The sequence below is a fragment of the Pseudomonas sp. NBRC 111139 genome (assembly GCF_001753955.1).
Classification (GTDB): domain Bacteria; phylum Pseudomonadota; class Gammaproteobacteria; order Pseudomonadales; family Pseudomonadaceae; genus Aquipseudomonas; species Aquipseudomonas alloputida.
Genome location: NZ_BCBP01000067.1, coordinates 19,410 through 36,666, shown reverse-complemented (window position 1 = coordinate 36,666; position 17,257 = coordinate 19,410). Strand labels below are relative to the sequence as shown.

The 17,257-nt window shown below is 64.6% G+C and carries 12 protein-coding genes; 5 read left to right on the top strand and 7 right to left on the bottom strand.

What is annotated here, in order from left to right:
• The 7 genes from glgX to BJQ17_RS31785 all read right to left on the bottom strand — a co-directional run.
• The coding region (gene glgX / locus BJQ17_RS24010) for a glycogen debranching protein GlgX (protein ID WP_070096763.1) at nucleotides 1-2,104 on the bottom strand (2,104 nt) is incomplete at its 3' end.
• A gap of 136 nt (nucleotides 2,105-2,240) precedes the next feature.
• Nucleotides 2,241-2,507: a DUF2934 domain-containing protein gene (locus tag BJQ17_RS24005; RefSeq protein WP_070096762.1), complete on the bottom strand. Its 267-nt coding sequence runs from the start codon at nucleotides 2,505-2,507 to the stop codon at nucleotides 2,241-2,243.
• Nucleotides 2,508-2,521: 14 nt separating this feature from the next.
• The gene (locus BJQ17_RS24000) at nucleotides 2,522-5,296 is read right to left on the bottom strand and encodes a malto-oligosyltrehalose synthase (protein ID WP_070096761.1); all 2,775 of its coding nucleotides are present in this window, start codon (nucleotides 5,294-5,296) and stop codon (nucleotides 2,522-2,524) included.
• Nucleotides 5,293-7,362, bottom strand: a complete 2,070-nt coding sequence (gene malQ, locus BJQ17_RS23995) for a 4-alpha-glucanotransferase (RefSeq protein ID WP_070096760.1) — start codon at nucleotides 7,360-7,362, stop codon at nucleotides 5,293-5,295. Before malQ ends, BJQ17_RS24000 begins: the two co-directional genes overlap by 4 nt.
• Nucleotides 7,359-9,101 (bottom strand): malto-oligosyltrehalose trehalohydrolase, encoded by a 1,743-nt coding sequence (treZ, locus tag BJQ17_RS23990; RefSeq protein ID WP_070096759.1) that lies wholly within the window; start codon nucleotides 9,099-9,101, stop codon nucleotides 7,359-7,361. The genes malQ and treZ overlap by 4 nt, the downstream gene beginning before the upstream one ends.
• Before the next feature lie 14 nt (nucleotides 9,102-9,115).
• The gene (gene glgA, locus BJQ17_RS23985) at nucleotides 9,116-10,675 is read right to left on the bottom strand and encodes a glycogen synthase GlgA (protein ID WP_003251283.1); all 1,560 of its coding nucleotides are present in this window, start codon (nucleotides 10,673-10,675) and stop codon (nucleotides 9,116-9,118) included.
• Nucleotides 10,676-11,323: 648 nt separating this feature from the next.
• Nucleotides 11,324-11,491: a DUF6026 family protein gene (locus BJQ17_RS31785; protein WP_003251280.1), complete on the bottom strand. Its 168-nt coding sequence runs from the start codon at nucleotides 11,489-11,491 to the stop codon at nucleotides 11,324-11,326.
• A gap of 202 nt (nucleotides 11,492-11,693) precedes the next feature.
• Here BJQ17_RS31785 and gnd point away from each other — a divergent pair, with 202 nt between their 5' ends.
• The 5 genes from gnd to BJQ17_RS23960 all read left to right on the top strand — a co-directional run bounded on the left by gnd (nucleotide 11,694) and on the right by BJQ17_RS23960 (nucleotide 17,134).
• Nucleotides 11,694-12,677: a phosphogluconate dehydrogenase (NAD(+)-dependent, decarboxylating) gene (gnd, locus tag BJQ17_RS23980; RefSeq protein ID WP_003251278.1), complete on the top strand. Its 984-nt coding sequence runs from the start codon at nucleotides 11,694-11,696 to the stop codon at nucleotides 12,675-12,677.
• Nucleotides 12,674-14,179 carry a glucose-6-phosphate dehydrogenase gene (gene zwf / locus BJQ17_RS23975; RefSeq protein WP_070096758.1) on the top strand — a complete coding sequence of 502 codons (1,506 nt, stop codon included), beginning with the start codon at nucleotides 12,674-12,676 and terminating at the stop codon, nucleotides 14,177-14,179. Before gnd ends, zwf begins: the two co-directional genes overlap by 4 nt.
• A gap of 73 nt (nucleotides 14,180-14,252) precedes the next feature.
• A complete protein-coding gene (locus BJQ17_RS23970) occupies nucleotides 14,253-16,091 on the top strand; it encodes a glycoside hydrolase family 15 protein (protein WP_256559919.1) in 1,839 nt (612 codons plus the stop codon).
• A gap of 66 nt (nucleotides 16,092-16,157) precedes the next feature.
• The gene (locus BJQ17_RS23965) at nucleotides 16,158-16,514 is read left to right on the top strand and encodes a VOC family protein (protein WP_003251273.1); all 357 of its coding nucleotides are present in this window, start codon (nucleotides 16,158-16,160) and stop codon (nucleotides 16,512-16,514) included.
• Nucleotides 16,514-17,134, top strand: coding sequence for a TetR/AcrR family transcriptional regulator (locus tag BJQ17_RS23960; RefSeq protein WP_070096764.1), 621 nt, complete (start codon nucleotides 16,514-16,516; stop codon nucleotides 17,132-17,134). Before BJQ17_RS23965 ends, BJQ17_RS23960 begins: the two co-directional genes overlap by 1 nt.
• Nucleotides 17,135-17,257 lie beyond the last annotated feature (123 nt).

Genomic DNA, 17,257 nt, shown 5'->3' with positions numbered 1-17,257 from the left:
CCTCGAAGGTACTGTCGAACTGCAGGTGCTGCCCCTTGCGCAACTCCGGCCGGTCGGTATCGACCAGGCAGCTCCAGTAATCGCCTTCGGGCACGGCCGGCAGCTTGAATGGCACCACGTCATGGTGGGCATTGACGATCAGCAGCACGGTGGCCTCGGCACCTGGCCGGGCGATACCGCTGACCTGTGCCCGGCCTTCTATCAGCATGCCCAGGCAACGCCCGTGTGGGTCTTCCCATTGCTCAACACTCATCTCGTTGCCATCGGGTGCCAGCCAGGTCACGTCCTTGACCCCAATTGCCTCATTGTAGTCACCCACCAGAAAGCGTGAGCGGCGCAGCACCGGGTAGGCCAGGCGCAGACGCGTCAGGCGCTTGACGAAGGCCAGCAGCTCCTGGCCTTCCTCGTCCAGGTCCCAGTTCACCCAGCCGATCTCGCTGTCCTGGCAGTAAGCGTTGTTGTTGCCGTGCTGGGTGCGGCTGAACTCGTCGCCGGCAACGATCATTGGCGTGCCCTGGGCCAGCAGCAAGGTGGCGAAGTAGTTGCGCATCTGGCGCATGCGCAGGGCATTGATCGCCGGGTCGTCGGTCGGCCCTTCGACGCCGCAGTTCCACGACAGGTTGTTGTCGGTGCCGTCCTGGTTGTTTTCGTCGTTGTCTTCGTTGTGCTTGTGGTTGTAGGACACCAGGTCGCGCAGGGTGAAACCGTCGTGGGCGGTGATGAAGTTGACCGAGGAATAGGGCCGGCGCCCACGGTTGTTGAACATGTCGCCCGAGGCGGTCAAGCGGGCGGCAAAATCGGCCAACTGGCCTTCGTCGCCTTTCCAGAAGGCGCGTGCGGTATCGCGGAAGCGGTCGTTCCATTCCGCCCAGCCCGGGGCGAAGTTGCCCACCTGGTAGCCGCCGGGGCCGCAATCCCATGGTTCGGCAATCAGCTTGACCTGGCTCAGCATCGGGTCCTGGCGGCAGGCGACCAGGAAGCCATGACGCTCGCTGTAGCCATCGTGGTAACGGCCAAGGATGGTCGCCAGGTCGAAGCGAAAACCGTCCACGTGCATTTCGCCGGCCCAGTAGCGAAGCGAATCGGTGACCAACTGCAGCACGCAGGGGTGGCTCAGGTCCAGGGTGTTGCCGGTGCCCGAGTCGTTGATGTAGTAGCGCTTGTCGTCCGGCATCAGGCGGTAGTACGAGGCATTGTCGATGCCGCGCATCGACAGGGTCGGGCCGCGCTCGTTGCCTTCTGCGGTGTGGTTGTAGACCACGTCCAGGATCACTTCGAGCCCGGCGTCGTGCAGGTGCGCGACCATCTCCTTGAACTCGGCGATCTTGCCGCTGGCCAGGTAGCGCGGGTGCGGTGCGAAAAAGGCGATGCTGTTGTAGCCCCAGTAGTTGTTCAGGCCCTTGTCCAGCAGGTGCTGGTCGTTGACGAAGGCGTGAATCGGCAGCAGCTCGATGCTCGACACGCCAAGGTCCTTGATGTGTTTGAGCAACTCGTCGTTGGCCAGGCCGGCGAAGGTGCCGCGCAGTTCTTCAGGCACAGCCGGGTGGCGCATGCTGATGCCGCGGGCATGCGCTTCATAAATGATCGTGCGCTCCCATGGGATCTGCACGCGCTGGTCGCGGCCCCAGGTGAACGCCGGGTCGATGACCTTGCATTTGGGCACGAAAGGCGCGCTGTCGCGCTCGTCGAACGACAGGTCACCGTCGGGGTGGCCGATGGTGTAGCCGAACAGTGCCTCGGACCATTTCAGGCTGCCGACCAGTTGCTTGGCATACGGGTCGATCAGCAGTTTGTTGGGGTTGAAGCGGTGGCCGTTTTCCGGCTCGTAGGGGCCGTACACCCGGTAGCCATAGACCAGGCCGGGGTGAGCGTCGGGGAGGTAGCCATGGTAGATCTCATCGGTGTATTCGGGCAGCTCTATGCGCTCGATTTCCTGCTCGCCGGTGGAGTCGAAAAGGCACAGCTCGACCTTGGTGGCGTTGGCCGAGAAGAGGGCGAAGTTGACCCCAAGGCCATCCCAGGTGGCGCCGAGGGGGAAGGGCATGCCTTCGCGGATGCGCGATGGTGCGACCGAGCGGGTTTTCTTTGGGGTGCGGGGGCTCATGACGATCCTCGAGTGGCCGTGATGGAAGGGGAATTGTGCTGTCCTGCATTGGCCACTTCGCGGGTAAACCCGCTCCTACATGCGCCTGTGATGAACCTGTAGGAGCGGGTTTACCCGCGAAGAGGCGCGGGCAGGCTTAACCGGCAGTAGGCTTTTTCACCGCCCGGGGCTTTTTCGCTGCAGCGGGTTTAACCCCCGGCAGGGCAGACGCCTTGGGTTCTGCAGGCGCCTTCGGCTTGGCCGCTGCTTTCTTGCGCGGGGCTGCCTTGGGCGCCAGTGCTTCGGCCTCGGCCAGCTTGCGGGCCATTTCCCAGTGGCGCTCTTCTTCCCCTACGGGCTTACCTTCGGATTCCCAGATCTGGTAGGCAAATTCGCGAATACGCTTTTCATCGACACTCATCATGACGCTCCTGATGCTCAAGATTGTTGTATCAACACGTTGACCGGAAACTCCGCCAGCACGGCGCTCAACAGCAACTCCTTTGAAGAGCTGACCGCCGCACAGGCGAAAAGTCCCGTCGAGTTGGCAGGTGACAAGGCAAACGGCAATACCAGCCGGGTGTCGTCCCAGTTCTGCGCCGGGATCAACGGTGTTGCGGCACCTCCGAGCAGGCTGCTGGCCAGGCGCGGGGCGACGACGATGGCGTGCTCGCCTTCCCCCAGGCGAGCAAAGGCAATGACCTTGTCAGCGTGCCGGCCCTGTACGGTCAGTGGCAGGTAGGCACCGCGGCGGAACAGCTCGGCATGGGCCTGGCGGCAGTCCAGCACGCGGGCGATCAAGGCCTGTTTGACGCGGCCGTCGCGCCAGTGCGCCAGCAGCTCGGCTGCTGGCGTGGCGTCGTCCAGCGTGCGACGCCTCGAAGCGTAGTCCACGGCGCGGCGGTTGTCCGGGTCGACCAGGCTGAAGTCCCAGTATTCGTTACCCTGGTACAGGTCGGGCACACCGGGTGTGGTCATGCGCAACAGGGCCTGGACCAAGCCGTTGAGTGCGCCGGGGCAGGCCAGCAGCTGTGCCGCGTCGGCCAGCGACTTGCGCAGTTGCTGGTTCTCGCTGTCCAGCAGCAGGCCGTCGAGGTAATGAGCGCAGGCGCCTTCGTAGGCTTCGTTCGGCGCGCTCCAGCTACTGCGTAGCTTGGCCTCGCGCAGGGCCTTCTGCTGCCACTGGCGAACACGCTCGGCGTATTGACGCAGGGCATTGTCGTCGTTCAGGTCGAGGTCCAAGGGCCAACTGCCGAGCAGGGTCTGTAGCAGCATCAACTCGTCGCCGGGGCTGGGTGCCAGCCCGTCGTCCAACTGCGCGCGCAGGGGGGCGGCCAGCTCACGCCAGTGCTCTACCCGGCTGGCCAGCCACGTGCCGCGCTCGCTGAGTACAGCCAGGCGTGCACGCGTGTCTTCGCCGCGCTTGTGGTCGTGGGTGGCGGTGGCCAGCAGGTTGTCGGGGAAATCGCGCAGGCGCCGCTGGGCCTCATTGTGGAAATGCATGGGTGGGGCGCTGAAGCGCTCGGCCTCGAAACCCACGTCGTTACGGGACAGCAGCCGCGCGCTGCGGTAGAAGGCGGTGTCTTCCACGGCTTTGGCGGCGCTGGGCGCAGTCAGTTGCTGGAAGCGCACGCAGGCGTGGCGCAGTTGCTTGCGGGCGCGCCCCGGTGGCAGATGCCGCCAGGCTTGCCCGCCCAGCCACCGTTCAAGTTGGTCCAGTAGCGGCCAGTCGGCTTCGGCAAGGTCTTGCCGGGCGTTGGTCAGGGCCTGCTGGAAGAACGTTTCGTCCTGCGCCGGGCGCCCGCAGGCATTGAAGTAGGTTCGGTAAACCGGGTAATGCGCCACCAACGCCTGCAAGGCCCGGCGAATCGCGCCCAGGGTCAGGTCACGGGTCATCAGGTCGTTGCGCGCCACCTGCAACAGTGCCTGGGCCACCGACTCGCAGTCACCGGCCAGGCTGGCGTTGAGCACCAGGTGACGGGCCTGGCGCACTTCTTCGGTGAACGCCGGGCGCTCGCTGACGTTGCTCCACAGTTCGCTCAGCGGCGCTTCGCCGGCCGGATCATGCTGCAGCAGTGACACCTGGTTCATGAACTCGTAGCCGGTGGTGCCGTCGGTAAGCCAGTCGCGGTGCAGGTGCTCGTCGGCACCCAGGATCTTTTCCACGTACAGGGGGAAGTGCTCCAGCCCTGCATTCAGCGGCCGCCGCGCCAGCAGGCCATCAACCCGCCGGCGCAGTTTGCGGCAATAGCCACGCGGGTCGGCAAGGCCGTCGATATGGTCGATGCGCAGGCCGTCCACCAGGCCACGTTCGATCAGTTCGAACAGCTTGGCATGGGTGGCTTCGAACACCACGGCGCGCTCCACGCGCAGGCCGCCCAGCTCGTTGATGTCGAAGAAGCGCCGCCAGTTGATGTCGTCGGCGGCGGTGCGCCAGCTGGCCAGGCGGTAGGTCTGGCGCTCCAGCAGCAGGTGCAGGCGCTTGAAACCGGCCTCGCTGCGGCTGTCGAAGGCCACCAGGGCCGATTCGAGGTCGGCACCTTCGCGCACCAGGCGTGCCAGTTCGGCTTGGAGCGGCAGGCTATCGGCCAGCGGGTTGGCCGAGTCGCCCAAAGCAGTGAAGCGTTCGGCCAGCACCTTGAGCGCAGGCTCTGGGCTGAGCGCGAGAATCCAGCCGTAATCGACCGGGCAGATCGGGAAACGATGCGCGTAATGGGCCACCTGCAGCAGCCCCTGCTGTTTGTCGAACTGCAGCGGTATCTCACCCTTCTTGAGCGCCACGCCGTAGTCGCTGCCGAGGAACGGCAACAGCAGTTGCCCGGCCAGCAGTGGGTCGCTGGAGTGCCACTGGATGTCGAAGAACGCTGCATACGGGCTGCGCCGTCCCCAGGCCAGCAGGCTTTGCCACCAGGGGTTGTCGGCACCGCCCACGGCCATGTGGTTGGACACCGTGTCGAGGATCAGCCCCATGCCATGCTGGCGCAGGGCGGCGACCAGGCGCTCCAGCGCGGCCTCGCCGCCCAGCTCCGGGTTGACGCAGGTAGGATCGACCACGTCGTAGCCATGGCGCGAGCCAGCGCGGGCCTTGAGGATGGGCGAGGCATACAGGTGGCTGATGCCCAGCTGGGCGAAATACGGCACCAGCGGTACAGCGTGATCGAGGGTGAAGTCGCTGTGAAATTGCAGGCGCAGGGTCGCGGTCAGTGGCTTCATCGGTCACGCTCCCACGCCTGTTCGCGGGCCTGGGCCAGCAGCTCCAGGCGCCGTGCGGCGTCCTCATCGTCGAGCAGTTCGCGTACTGGAAGGGCAAAGCGCCGCCGCCAGTTGGGATGGCCATTGGTGGTGCCCGGCAGGTTGGGTTGCTCGTCGCAGCCCAGCAGGTCTTCCAGCGGTACCAGCACCAGCGGCGCACGGGTATGGCCAACGAAGCGGATGGCCGCATCGATCAGCGCGTCGTTGTCCTTCAGTTCGCCGTAGTTGGCCTCCAGAATGCGGTGCAGGCCGTCGCGTTCTTTCTGACGCTCGTGGCGCCAGTGCAATTCGGTCGCTGCGTCGATCAGTTGCAAACGGTGTCTCCAGTCGATGTCGCGGTTTGCCAGCCAGCCGGCCAGTGGCGCCAGGTCGTGGGTACCGGTTGTGGCCAGGGCATTGTCCGGCCAGTCGAGAATGGGCTTGAACTGGCCCGGCTGGGTCTGCTCGAACGGCAGCACGCGCATGCCCAGCACCGCTTTCTCGGCCAGCTTTTCGCGCAGGCTGTCGGGCACGGTGCCCAGGTCTTCGCCGAGGATGATCGCCTGGTGACGCACCGACTCCAGCGCCAGCAGGCGCAACAGGTCGTCTAACGGGTAGTCGAGGTAGGCGCCTTCGCTGGGTTTGGCCCCCTGTGGGATCAGCCATAGCCGGCGCAGGCCCATCACATGGTCGATGCGCAGGCCGCCAGCGTGGGCGAGGTTGGCCCGCAGCATCTCGATGAAGGCGCGATAGCCATTGCGCTTGAGGCCTTCGGGCGAGAAGGCGCAAATGCCCCAGTCTTGCCCGACATGGTTGAGGATGTCGGGCGGCGCACCCACGCTCAGGCCGGCCAGCAGTTCGTCCTGGCGGCTCCAGGCCTGGCTGCCGGCACCGTCGGCGCCCACCGCCAGGTCGGCGATCAGGCCCACGGCCATGCCATTGCTGCGGGCCGCTTCGTGGGCACGTTGCAGGCCACGTTCGGTCAGCCACTGGCAGAACGCGTGGAACTCGACCTTGGCCGGGTAGGCATTGGCTAAAGCCTCCACTTCCGGGTGGTAGGGGTCATGCCAGGCTTTGGGCCAGTTGCGCCAGTCGGCACCGAGGCCGTGCTCCACCGCCTGGGCCTGCAGCACCTCGAAGCGGCAGTGGTGCTCCAGCGTCTGGCCGCCGGCTTCGCGGAAGCTGTCAAAATCAGTGCGTAGTGGGTGGTCGCCTTGGCTGAAGCCTTGATAAAGCGCTTCAAGCAAACGCAGCCGGGCGCTGGCGGCGCGTGGCCAGTCGACCAGAGGGCGCTGCTCCAGCTCTTCGAGTTGTTGCTCCAGCCCGCAGGCTTCGATGGCCATGCGCACCTCCCGTTCACCCAGCAGGGCTGCGGGGCTGGTGTACAGGGTGTTGAGCAGCAGGCGACTGGAAGGTGAGTAGGGGCTGTAGTGTTCCTGGTCGATGGCCGACAGGGCGTGAATCGGGCTGATAGCCAAGGCATCGGCGCCGCGCTCGGCGGCCGAGCGGGCCAACTGCTCCAGCGCCAGGCAGTCGCCGAAGCCACCATCGCCGGGGCGGCGCAGGCTGTACAGCTGCACTGCCAGGCCCCAGTAGCGTGGTGGCGGCTGTTGCACCTTGTCTTCCAGGCTGTGGCAGCGTGTTGGCGCCACCGCCACGGTGAAGCGGCGGCTGTCGATCTCCACCTGGTGATAGCCGATGGGCAGCTCGCCGGGCAGGCGCGCCTGGTCATCGAGGTTGAGGGTGACCGAGGTGTGATCTTCCAGGGTGCAGTGCGCCACGCTGGCGGCACTGAAGTAGCGCGCCAGCGCTAGCGGCTGGCCTAGGTCGGCGGTCAGTAAAGGCGGCAGGTGTTCGCTGTCTTCGGCGGTTTCCACCGCACGCAGGCTGGCGGCAACGGCCGCGTCATCGCCGGCCGGGTGGCCAAGGCCTTCGAGGACGTTGCGCAGCACGTCGTCGCTGACACGCTGGGGCCTGGCATTGGCGTCAATCCAGTCGCGGTTCAGCCCGACGCTGGTTGCCAGACGGTGCAGGGCGGTTTCGCTCATGGGCGCTCCTGGGCAGGGGGAAGCAGGCTGACCACGCAGCTGTAGGCAGCCAGGTGGGAATCCGGGTGGCGGGTGTCGCTGCTGTCGAACAGCCGTGTGGATGGCGCGGGCAGTTCGACCGCCTGCGGGGTGTCGGCCAGGTTCAGGTCGATGCGCAGAGTGTTGCCGTTGCCCAGCTGCCAGCGCGCGGTCAGCGCTTTGTCAGCGTGCACCTCGGCGCCCAGCGCACGGCTGCCGGGCAAGTGCGGGATGATGTGGCGGCGGCGCAGGTCGAGCAGTTGCTGGTAAAGGCCGTGCCAGCCGGCGATCACCGCTTTGTTCTGCGGGCGTGAGGACGCGAACGTCTGTTCGGCGTTGGGGTCGGGAATGTGCTCACGCTGCTCGGGGTCGGCGAACGCGGCGAAGTGGGCGAACTCGCCACGACGGCCTTCGCGGACGGCGTCGGCCAACGCGTCATGGAAGTCGGTAAAAAACAGGAACGGCTGGCAGCTGCCGGCTTCGTCGCCCATGAACAGCAGCGGAATCATGGGGGCCAGCAGCAACAGGCCGGTGGCTGCACGCAAAGCTGGCGCGGGGCATAGGCGGGTCAGGCGCTCACCCAGCGCGCGGTTGCCGACCTGGTCGTGGTTTTGAAGGAACAACACGAAGGCACTGGGCGGCAAATGCCCGCTGGGTTCGCCGCGTGGTTTGCCATGCCGGTTGGCCTGGCCCTGGAACACGAAACCTTCGCCAAGGCACCGGGCCAGTTGGTCGATGGGGCGATGCTGGTAGTCGGCGTAGTAACCTTCGGTTTCACCGGTCAGCAGCACGTGCAGGGCGTTGTGGCCATCATCGTTCCACTGGGCGTCGTAACCCTGTTCCAGCAGGCCCGCCTGGTTGTGCTCGTTCTCCAGCACCAGCCACACGTGCCGGCCCGGTTCTACGGCGGCGCGCACCCGTTGGGCCAGTTCGATCAGGAAATCGGGCTGGTCGATGGCATGCACGGCATCCAGGCGCAGGCCGTCGCAGCGGTAGTCGCACAGCCACATCAGGGCATTCTGGATAAAGTACTCGCGCACCTGCGGGCGGCGAAAATCGATGGCCGCGCCCCACGGTGTCTGCCGGTCTTCACGGAAGAACGGGCTGGCGTACTGGTGCAGGTAATTGCCGTCAGGTCCGAAGTGGTTGTACACCACATCGACCAGCACCATCAGCCCGTGGCCGTGGGCCTGATCGATCAGTGCGCACAGCTGCTCGGGGCTGCCGTAGGTGTTCTGTGGGGCGTAAGGCAGTACGCCGTCGTAGCCCCAGTTGCGTTCGCCGGGGAACTGCCCCAGCGGCATCAATTCGATCGCGCTGATGCCCAGTTCGGCCAGGCGCGGCAGTTGCCGGGCAACCCCGGCATACCCCCCGAGCAGGCCGACATGCACCTCCTGGATCACGGCCTCATGCCAAGGCCGGCCCTGCCACGGGTGCTGCCAGGCATAACCGGCCACATCCACTACCTGGCTTGGCCCCTGTACGCCGTCGGGCTGGTAGCGCGAGGCCGGGTCGGCCACCTGCAGCTCGCCGTCGATACGGTAGTGGTAACGGTCACCGGCCTTGCATGGCACTACGCCGCTGTACCAACCCTCATCATCCGGCAGCAGTTCGATGGCCGGCTGCTGCTCCAGTTCCACGCTCACGCTGCGCGCATCCGGCGCCCAGAGGGCGAAGCGCGCCGACGTGGCGTCCAGCAAGTGTGCGCCATGTCTGTGCATCTTCTGACCCCCGCTCAGTAGTGGCTCAGTTGTGTCTGCTTGACCAGGTCCTCGTACAGGCGGGCATAGGGTTCAACCGCCTGGCACCAGTTGAACGGCTGGGTCATCGACAGGCAGCGCATGGCGTTCAGCAGGTCCTTCTTGCCGTAAACATAGAAGGCGCGGCTGAGTGCCTCGCGGTAGCTCTCGACGGTGGACTCGTTGAACAGGAAGCCCGTCACGCCGCACTCGATGGTGTCGGCCAGGCCACCGGTATTGCGTGCTACCGGCAGCGAGCCGAAGCGTTGCGCGTACATCTGGCTAAGGCCGCACGGCTCATACCGAGACGGCATCAGCAGGAAATCGCTGCCGGCGAACATGCGCCGGGCATCGGTTTCATTGAAGCCGATACGCACACCGATGCGGCCCGGGTGACGCAGCGCCAGCTCGCGCATGGCCTGTTCTTCTTCCGGCTCGCCGCGGCCGATGATCGCGATCTGCCCGCCTTGCTCGACGATGTAGTCGGCCACGCCCAGGGTCAGGTCCAGGCCCTTTTGATAGACCAGCCGGGACACCACGGCGAATAGTGGGCCTTCGGAATCTTCCAGGCCGAACAGCTCGCGCACCTCCTGGGTGTTACGCGCTTTGCCCTCCCAGTCATTGATGCTGAAGTTATGTTGCAGGTGCTTGTCGGTAGCCGAGTCCCAGCTTTCGTCGATGCCGTTGGGGATGCCACCGAGCAGGCCTTGCTGGGCCTTGCTGGCGAGGAAACCGTCCAGGCCGCAGCCGAATTCCGGGGTGGTGATTTCCCGGGCATAGGTGGCGCTGACTGTGGTGATGTGGCTAGAGTAGGCCAGGCCGGCCTTGAGGAACGACAGCTTGCCGTAGAACTCCATGCCTTCTTGCTGCATGGCATGTTCGGGTATCGCCAGCTCCGGGCTGCAACCGCGGCTGTACACACCTTGGTAAGCCAGGTTGTGGATGGTGAACAGCGTGGGCGTATTCAGGCCGCGCCAGTGCATGTAGGCGGGGGCCAGGCCGGCGGGCCAGTCATGCGCGTGCACCACTTCCGGCGTCCAGTGGATCTTGCCTTCGCCGGCAGCGATTTCGGCGGCAGCCAGGCCCAGGCGGGCGAAGCGGATGTGGTTGTCGGGCCAGTCGCGGCCATTGTTGGCACCATAGGGTGTGCCGTCGCGCTGGTACAGTTCGGGGCAGATCAACACATAGATGACCAGGCCGTCGGCCATGTCCATGCGCCCGATCTTGCAGGGCGGCAGGGCCGCGTGACCACCCAGTTCACCCACGATATGTATAGGGTTGTCGCTTTCCATCACCTGGCGGTAGCCGGGGATAAGTACCCGCACATCGTGCAGGTGCGCCAGGGCACGGGGCAGGGCAGCGGACACGTCACCCAGGCCACCGGTTTTCACCAGATCAGCGATTTCCGAGGTCACGAACAGAATCTTGCGCATGTTCGGGTTTTGCTGGCGCTGGGCGCCGGGTGCCTTGCCTGTCGTGGCGAAATCCGGGGTGAGCGGCTCGCGGTTATCCGGTTTGAAAGCGTCTACGTGAGGCTCGACAGCGGCACTGATCATACTTCTCTCCGTCCCTATGCTTGGTCGGGTGCTGGCACCCGTGGCGATGTTTCGTGCTGGTTCTCTCTAGTTTGAATCTGCTTAGTGCGTTCCATGCCCCAGGGTCGTGCGCGCAGGCACTACGCGATCAGCATTCCGGCCGAAAGCGCTTGGACTGGTTGGGGTGTGTGGGCCGAGGATCGGGAATAGCCCAATGCGTCTGGCCTACTTATGTTCATGACCTGCCGGGTTTCCTGAAAGTTCGACTTTTTTGGGGTCACTCTTCCATTGAGCAAATGGCGGGCCGAAAACTGAGTGTAGGAGAGAAAGTGCTAAAAAGGTGACCCACTGGTCACTATTGTTATGTGCGCAATAGACGCAAACGTTGGCGTTTGTGACGGGTTGCGAAAAGGGGTGGGCGAGTGTGGGGCAGAGGGGTTTCGAGCTGCGCCAAATTGTGGCTCGTTACGCGCAATGCACCGTTTGGGTGCGTAGGCGTAAGCGTGGCTTTAGGCTGCGAAGAGGCGGGTATGGGCGCAGGATTCTGCTTCAGTGCCGGCCCTTTTTGGGCACAAAGCCGCTTCGGTTGCCCGATAGGGTTCAAAGACGGTGACTGGATTCAGGATCGGGTGGGAGCCATGCAGCCCCCACAGGCGAAAAAGGAATCGATCAGAGGCTGACCGCTTTATCGCCAGCGCGCTGTTGCGCCAACAGCAGGTTCAACTGGGCAACCTGCTGACGCAGCTGGTCACGTTCGTCTTTAAGTTTACGCAGCTCATCACGGCGCACGGAGACATAGAGGGTCTGGGGTGGGGTTGCTGGCATCAATGTACCCATGAGCACACCTCGCGGTTTTGGCTGGTGACAAGTCAAAGCGTAGACGCTTCACGCGGGGCGCATTCTGAATTCTTTCACCGGGCTTGGGAACTTTTTTGTTTATTGTGGTCTTGCCGTTCGTCGCTGAACCCTCGGGCGGCATGCTGGACTAATCTGAAAAGCTGGACTGTCGTCATCCATTTCGAAAAGGGAGCATTGGCTCATGCAACTGGGAATCATCGGGCTGGGCCGTATGGGCGGCAATATCGCAAGGCGCCTGATGCGCGCCGGTCACCGCACCGTGGTGCACGACCGCAACCGTGAAGCCATCACCGGCCTGGAGGGCGAAGGCGCCCAGGGCGCGCATGACCTCGGTGCACTGGTGCAAAAGCTGAAAGCGCCGCGCGCGGTCTGGGTGATGCTGCCGGCTGGCGACGCCACCGAGCAGACCATCGCCCAGCTGGCCGAATTACTGGAACCGGGCGATGCGATCATCGACGGTGGCAACACCTTCTACAAGGACGACATGCGCCGCGCCGCCGAACTGGCCAAGCGCGGCCTGCATTATCTGGACGTCGGGACTTCCGGCGGCGTGTGGGGCCTGGACCGCGGCTACTGCATGATGATCGGTGGCGAAAAGGACGTGTTCGAGCGCCTGGAACCGCTGTTCAAGGCGCTGGCGCCGGGCGTGGGCGACATCCCGCGTACCCATGGCCGCAGCGGCGAGCACCAGCGTGCCGAGCACGGCTACATCCATGCCGGCCCACCGGGCGCCGGGCACTACGTGAAAATGGTGCATAACGGCATCGAGTACGGCCTGATGCAGGCCTATGCCGAAGGCTTCGACCTGCTGCGCAGCAAAGGCGGCAACGAGCTGCCCGAAGACCAGCGCTTCGACCTGAACGTAGCCGAAATTGCCGAAGTGTGGCGACGCGGCAGCGTGGTGACCTCGTGGCTGCTCGACCTTACCGCCGATGCGCTGGTGGCCGACCCTCAGCTGTCGCAATTCAGTGGCTCGGTGTCCGACAGTGGCGAAGGCCGCTGGACCATCGACGCCGCCGTCGAGCAGGCGGTGCCGGTGCCGGTGTTGTCCAGCGCACTGTTCGCGCGCTTCCGCTCGCGTCAGCAACAGGGCACCTACGGTGACAAGATCCTCTCGGCCATGCGCCTGGGCTTCGGTGGCCACGTCGAGAAGAAAGGCGAATGACTAAACAGACCCTTGCGGCCGCCCCCCCTTGTACCCTGTTCCTGTTCGGCGCCAATGGCGACCTGGTCAAGCGCCTGCTGATGCCCGCGCTGTACAACCTCAGCCGCGACGGTTTGCTGGACCGTAACCTGCGCATCGTCGGCGTTGACCATAACCCGGCCAGCGCCGAGGACTTCGCTGCGCGCCTGCACGCGTTCATGGTCGAGCGTGACAAAGGAAGCGAGGGCAGCGCCAAGTGCCTGGACGAGAAGCTATGGGTCCGCCTGGCCAAGCGCCTGGACTATCAGACGGGCGACTTTCTCGATCCGGCCACCTACCAGGCCCTGGCCAGGCGCATCGACAAGACCCGCCACGGCAATGCCATTTTCTATCTGGCCACGTCGCCGCGCTTCTTCCCCGAGGTGGCGCAGCGCCTGGGGCAGGCCGGCCTGCTGGACGAGTCTGCCGGCGGCTTTCGCCGGGTGGTGGTTGAAAAACCGTTCGGCACCGATCTGGCCAGCGCCGAGGCGCTCAACGCCTGCCTGCTAAAGGTGATGGGCGAGCGGCAGATCTACCGCATCGACCATTACCTGGGCAAAGAGACGGTGCAGAATATTCTGGTCAGCCGCTTTTCCAACGGCTTGTTCGAATCGTTCTGGAACAACCACTACATCGACCACGTGCAGATCACCGCAGCGGAAACCGTCGGTGTCGAGACCCGTGGTGCGTTCTATGACAGCACCGGCGCCCTGCGCGACATGGTGCCCAACCACCTGTTCCAGTTGCTGGCGATGGTGGCCATGGAGCCGCCGGCCGCGTTCGGCGCCGATGCGGTGCGCGGTGAAAAGGCCAAGGTGGTCGGTGCTATTCGCCCATGGTCGGCAAAAATGGCCCTGAAGAACTCCGTGCGAGGCCAGTACAGCGCTGGCAAGCAGGGGCGCAAGCCGTTGCCAGGCTACCGTCAGGAGGCCAACGTCGCGCCGGATAGCCAGACCGAGACCTACGTGGCGCTGAAGGTGATGATCGACAACTGGCGCTGGGCCGGCGTGCCATTTTACCTGCGCACCGGCAAGCGCATGAGCGTGCGTGACACCGAGATTGCCATCTGCTTCAAGCCCGCACCGTATGCGCAGTTTCGCGAGTCGGAGCTGGAACGGCCCAAACCCAACTACCTGAAAATCCAGATCCAGCCCAATGAAGGCATGTGGTTCGACCTGCAAGCCAAACGGCCCGGGCCAGAGCTGGTGATGGAGAATGTCGAGTTGGGTTTTGCCTACAAGGACTTCTTCAAGATGACCCCGGCCACTGGCTACGAGACGCTGATCTATGACTGCCTGACCGGTGACCAGACCCTGTTCCAGCGGGCTGACAACATCGAAAACGGCTGGCGAGCGGTGCAGCCGTTTCTCGATGCCTGGGCCCAGGGCGGCGAAGTGCATGAGTACTCGGCTGGCGAAGATGGGCCTGAGGCCGGCAATGAATTGCTGACCCGCGACAAGCGGGAGTGGCACCGGTTGGGGTGAGAGGTTTGCAAGCCTGTGCCGGCCCTTTCGCGGGCAAGCCCGCGCCTGCAGGGCATTCCATTCCCTCAGGCACCTGCGAAGAGGCCAGCACAGGCAACCACTCAAAGGAGACTCAATGCCTGCCCACATCGAAGACTACGCCCTGCTGGGCAACTGCCGCAGTGCGGCGCTGGTCAGTCGCGATGGCGCGCTGGACTGGCTGTGCCTGCCACGCTTCGACGCCCCCGCCGTGTTCGCGGCCCTGCTGGGCAACGAAGAAAATGGCCGCTGGCGCCTGGCCCCTTGCGACCCGGTAACGCACAGCAGCCGCCAATACCTGGGCGACACCCTGGTGCTGGAAACCACCTGGGTCACCGCCAGCGGTCGTGCCCGGGTGCTCGACTTCATGCCCTTGGGCGAAGTCAATTCGGTGGTGCGCATCGTCGAAGGCTTGTCTGGCGAAACCCATTTCGAAATGGACCTGGTCATGCGCTTCGACTACGGCCGCAGCGTGCCCTGGGTGGAACGGCTCGACCCACTGACCCTCAGTGCCGTCGCCGGCCCTGACCGGTTGATCCTGTGCAGCACCGTGCCCCCGCAAGCCCGCGACCACCATACCGGCTGCCGCTTTCGCGTCAGCACGGGCCAGCGCCAAGTCTTCAGCCTGCGTCACCAGCCCTCGCACTTGCCGGTGCAGCCTGACTGCAACATCGACCACGCCCTGGCAAACACCTGTGAGCAATGGCAGGCCTTCGCCGACCGCTGCCCGCAGGTAGGGCCATATACCGCCCTGGTGCGTCGGTCGCTGCTCACCCTCAAGGCCATGACCTACGCCCCCACCGGCGGTATTGTCGCTGCCGTCACCACGTCGTTGCCTGAGCGTGTGGGGGGCGAGCGCAATTGGGACTACCGCTTCTGTTGGCTGCGCGACGCGACCATGACCCTGCTGGCCTTCATGAACCTTGGCTACTTCGACGAGGCCCAGGCCTGGCGCGAGTGGCTGCTGCGCTCGGTGGCCGGCAACCCTGAGCAGATGCAGATCATGTATGGCCTGGCTGGCGAGCGTGACCTGCAGGAGTACACCTTGCCGTGGTTGGCCGGTTATGAACATTCACAGCCGGTGCGGGTGGGCAACGCCGCCTCGGCGCAGACACAACTGGACATCTATGGCGAACTGGCCGATGCGATGACTCAGGCGATCAGGGGCGGGTTGCCCCGTCACCCGCGCAGCGCCGCCATTTCGCGCTTGATATTGCCTTATGTCGAACGCATCTGGCGCGAGCCGGACGAGGGCATCTGGGAAGTGCGTGGCGGCCGGCAGCAGTTCGTGCACTCCAAGGTGATGGCCTGGGTCGCCTTCGACCGCGCCGCAGGGCTGGCCGACACTACGGAAGAAGGCCGCGAGCGCGGGCAGCATTATCGCCAGGTGGCGGACGAGATTCACCGCGACGTGTGCGAGCACGGCCTGGACCCCAGCGGCCGGTTCTTCGTCCAGGCCTATGGTTCGACCGAAATGGACGCCAGCCTGTTGCAGATCGCCCTGACCGGCTTCCTGCCGGCGGATGACCCACGCTTCATGCGCACCCTCGAACAGATCGAACAGCGTCTGATGAAGAACGGCCTGCTGCTGCGCTATGACAGTGACAGCTGCAGCGACGGCCTGACGCCGGGAGAGGGCACCTTCCTGGTGTGTTCGTTCTGGCTGGCTGACGTTTATGTATTGCTGGGGCGCCAGGCCAAAGCCGAAGCGCTGTACCAACACCTGACCGGCCTGTGCAACGACCTCGGCCTGCTGGCCGAACAGTACGACTCGGCCAGCCAGCGCATGCTCGGCAACTTCCCCCAGGCCTTCAGCCAGATAGGCATCATCAACACTGCGCTGAATCTGCACCGCGCACAGTGCCCGGCGCGCGACCGGGCGCGTTGTGGGTAGCGAATGAGTAGGGCGACTGCCTTGACCGGAGTAGACTAGGCCAAACCCTTTCGGCACGGAGCATACATGGGCATTCGCGGTACTGACCGGCAGATCGACAATATCGAGTTCAATGTCAGCGACATCTCACGGAGCAAGGCCTTCTATGGCAGTGTGTTTGGCTGGGCGTTCACCGACTACGGGCCGACTTACACCGAGTTCAGCGATGGCCGGTTGACGGGGGGCTTCACCACAGGTGAGCCGGTACGCCCGGGCGGGCCGCTGGTCATCCTGTACGCTGACGACCTGGAGGCCACGCAGCAGCGGATCGAAGCTGCCGGGGCGAAAATCAGCCGGGCGACCTTTGCCTTCCCCGGCGGGCGGCGCTTTCATTTCATCGACCCGGACGGTTATGAGCTGGCGGTGTGGACGGCCCAAGCCTGATGGCCAATCACAAGATCGAAATCCGCCGACGCAATATCGAAAAAATCCTGCAAGCGGCGGAAAAGGTGTTTGCCGAGAAGGGCTACGGCGCCACCTCCATGGGGGATATCGCCGAACAGGCGGCGTTGCCACGCTCCAACCTGCATTATTACTTCAGCACCAAGGACGAGCTGTTCCGCGCGGTGCTGCAGGACCTGCTGGATGTGTGGAAGCAGGACGCCCTGTGCTTCGAGAACTTCGACGACCCGCGTGTGGTGCTGACCAGCTACATCCGGGCAAAGATGGGCCATTCGCGCTCGCGGCCGCTGGGCTCGAAAATCTGGGCCGAAGAGATGCTGCACGGGGCGCCGGTGCTGGGGGTGAACCTCGACGAAAGCCTGGTGCCCTGGGCGAAGATGAAAGAAGCCAAGATCCGCTGCTGGGTGGAAGAGGGGCGTATTCTGCCGGTAGAGCCTTCGGCGTTGCTGTACATGATCTGGGCGTCTACCCAGCACTATGCTGACTTTGGTTACCAGGTGCAGTTGCTCAACGGCGGCGAGGCGCTGTCTGACATGGCCTTCGAGAATGCGGTGCAGACGGTGACCAGCGTGATCTTGCGGGGAATAGGGCTGGAGCCGTGATCCGGCATTCCAGGTGGACGTGGTCTTTTTGTGGGAGCGGCCTTGTGTCGCGATTGGGCCGCGAAGCGGCCCCTCGATGTCTGTATCGCGGCAAAGACTGCTGGGGCCGCTGTGCGGCCCAAT

Excerpts from the sequence above, each read along its gene's own strand:
- BJQ17_RS24005 (WP_070096762.1), bottom strand. The coding sequence starts at position 2,507 with ATGATGAGTGTCGATGAAAAGCGTATTCGCGAATTTGCCTACCAGATC.
- BJQ17_RS24000 (WP_070096761.1), bottom strand. The coding sequence starts at position 5,296 with ATGAAGCCACTGACCGCGACCCTGCGCCTGCAATTTCACAGCGACTTC.
- malQ (WP_070096760.1), bottom strand. The coding sequence starts at position 7,362 with ATGAGCGAAACCGCCCTGCACCGTCTGGCAACCAGCGTCGGGCTGAAC.
- treZ (WP_070096759.1), bottom strand. The coding sequence starts at position 9,101 with ATGCACAGACATGGCGCACACTTGCTGGACGCCACGTCGGCGCGCTTC.
- glgA (WP_003251283.1), bottom strand. The coding sequence starts at position 10,675 with ATGATCAGTGCCGCTGTCGAGCCTCACGTAGACGCTTTCAAACCGGAT.
- BJQ17_RS31785 (WP_003251280.1), bottom strand. The coding sequence starts at position 11,491 with ATGGGTACATTGATGCCAGCAACCCCACCCCAGACCCTCTATGTCTCC.
- gnd (WP_003251278.1), top strand. The coding sequence starts at position 11,694 with ATGCAACTGGGAATCATCGGGCTGGGCCGTATGGGCGGCAATATCGCA.
- zwf (WP_070096758.1), top strand. The coding sequence starts at position 12,674 with ATGACTAAACAGACCCTTGCGGCCGCCCCCCCTTGTACCCTGTTCCTG.
- BJQ17_RS23965 (WP_003251273.1), top strand. The coding sequence starts at position 16,158 with ATGGGCATTCGCGGTACTGACCGGCAGATCGACAATATCGAGTTCAAT.
- BJQ17_RS23960 (WP_070096764.1), top strand. The coding sequence starts at position 16,514 with ATGGCCAATCACAAGATCGAAATCCGCCGACGCAATATCGAAAAAATC.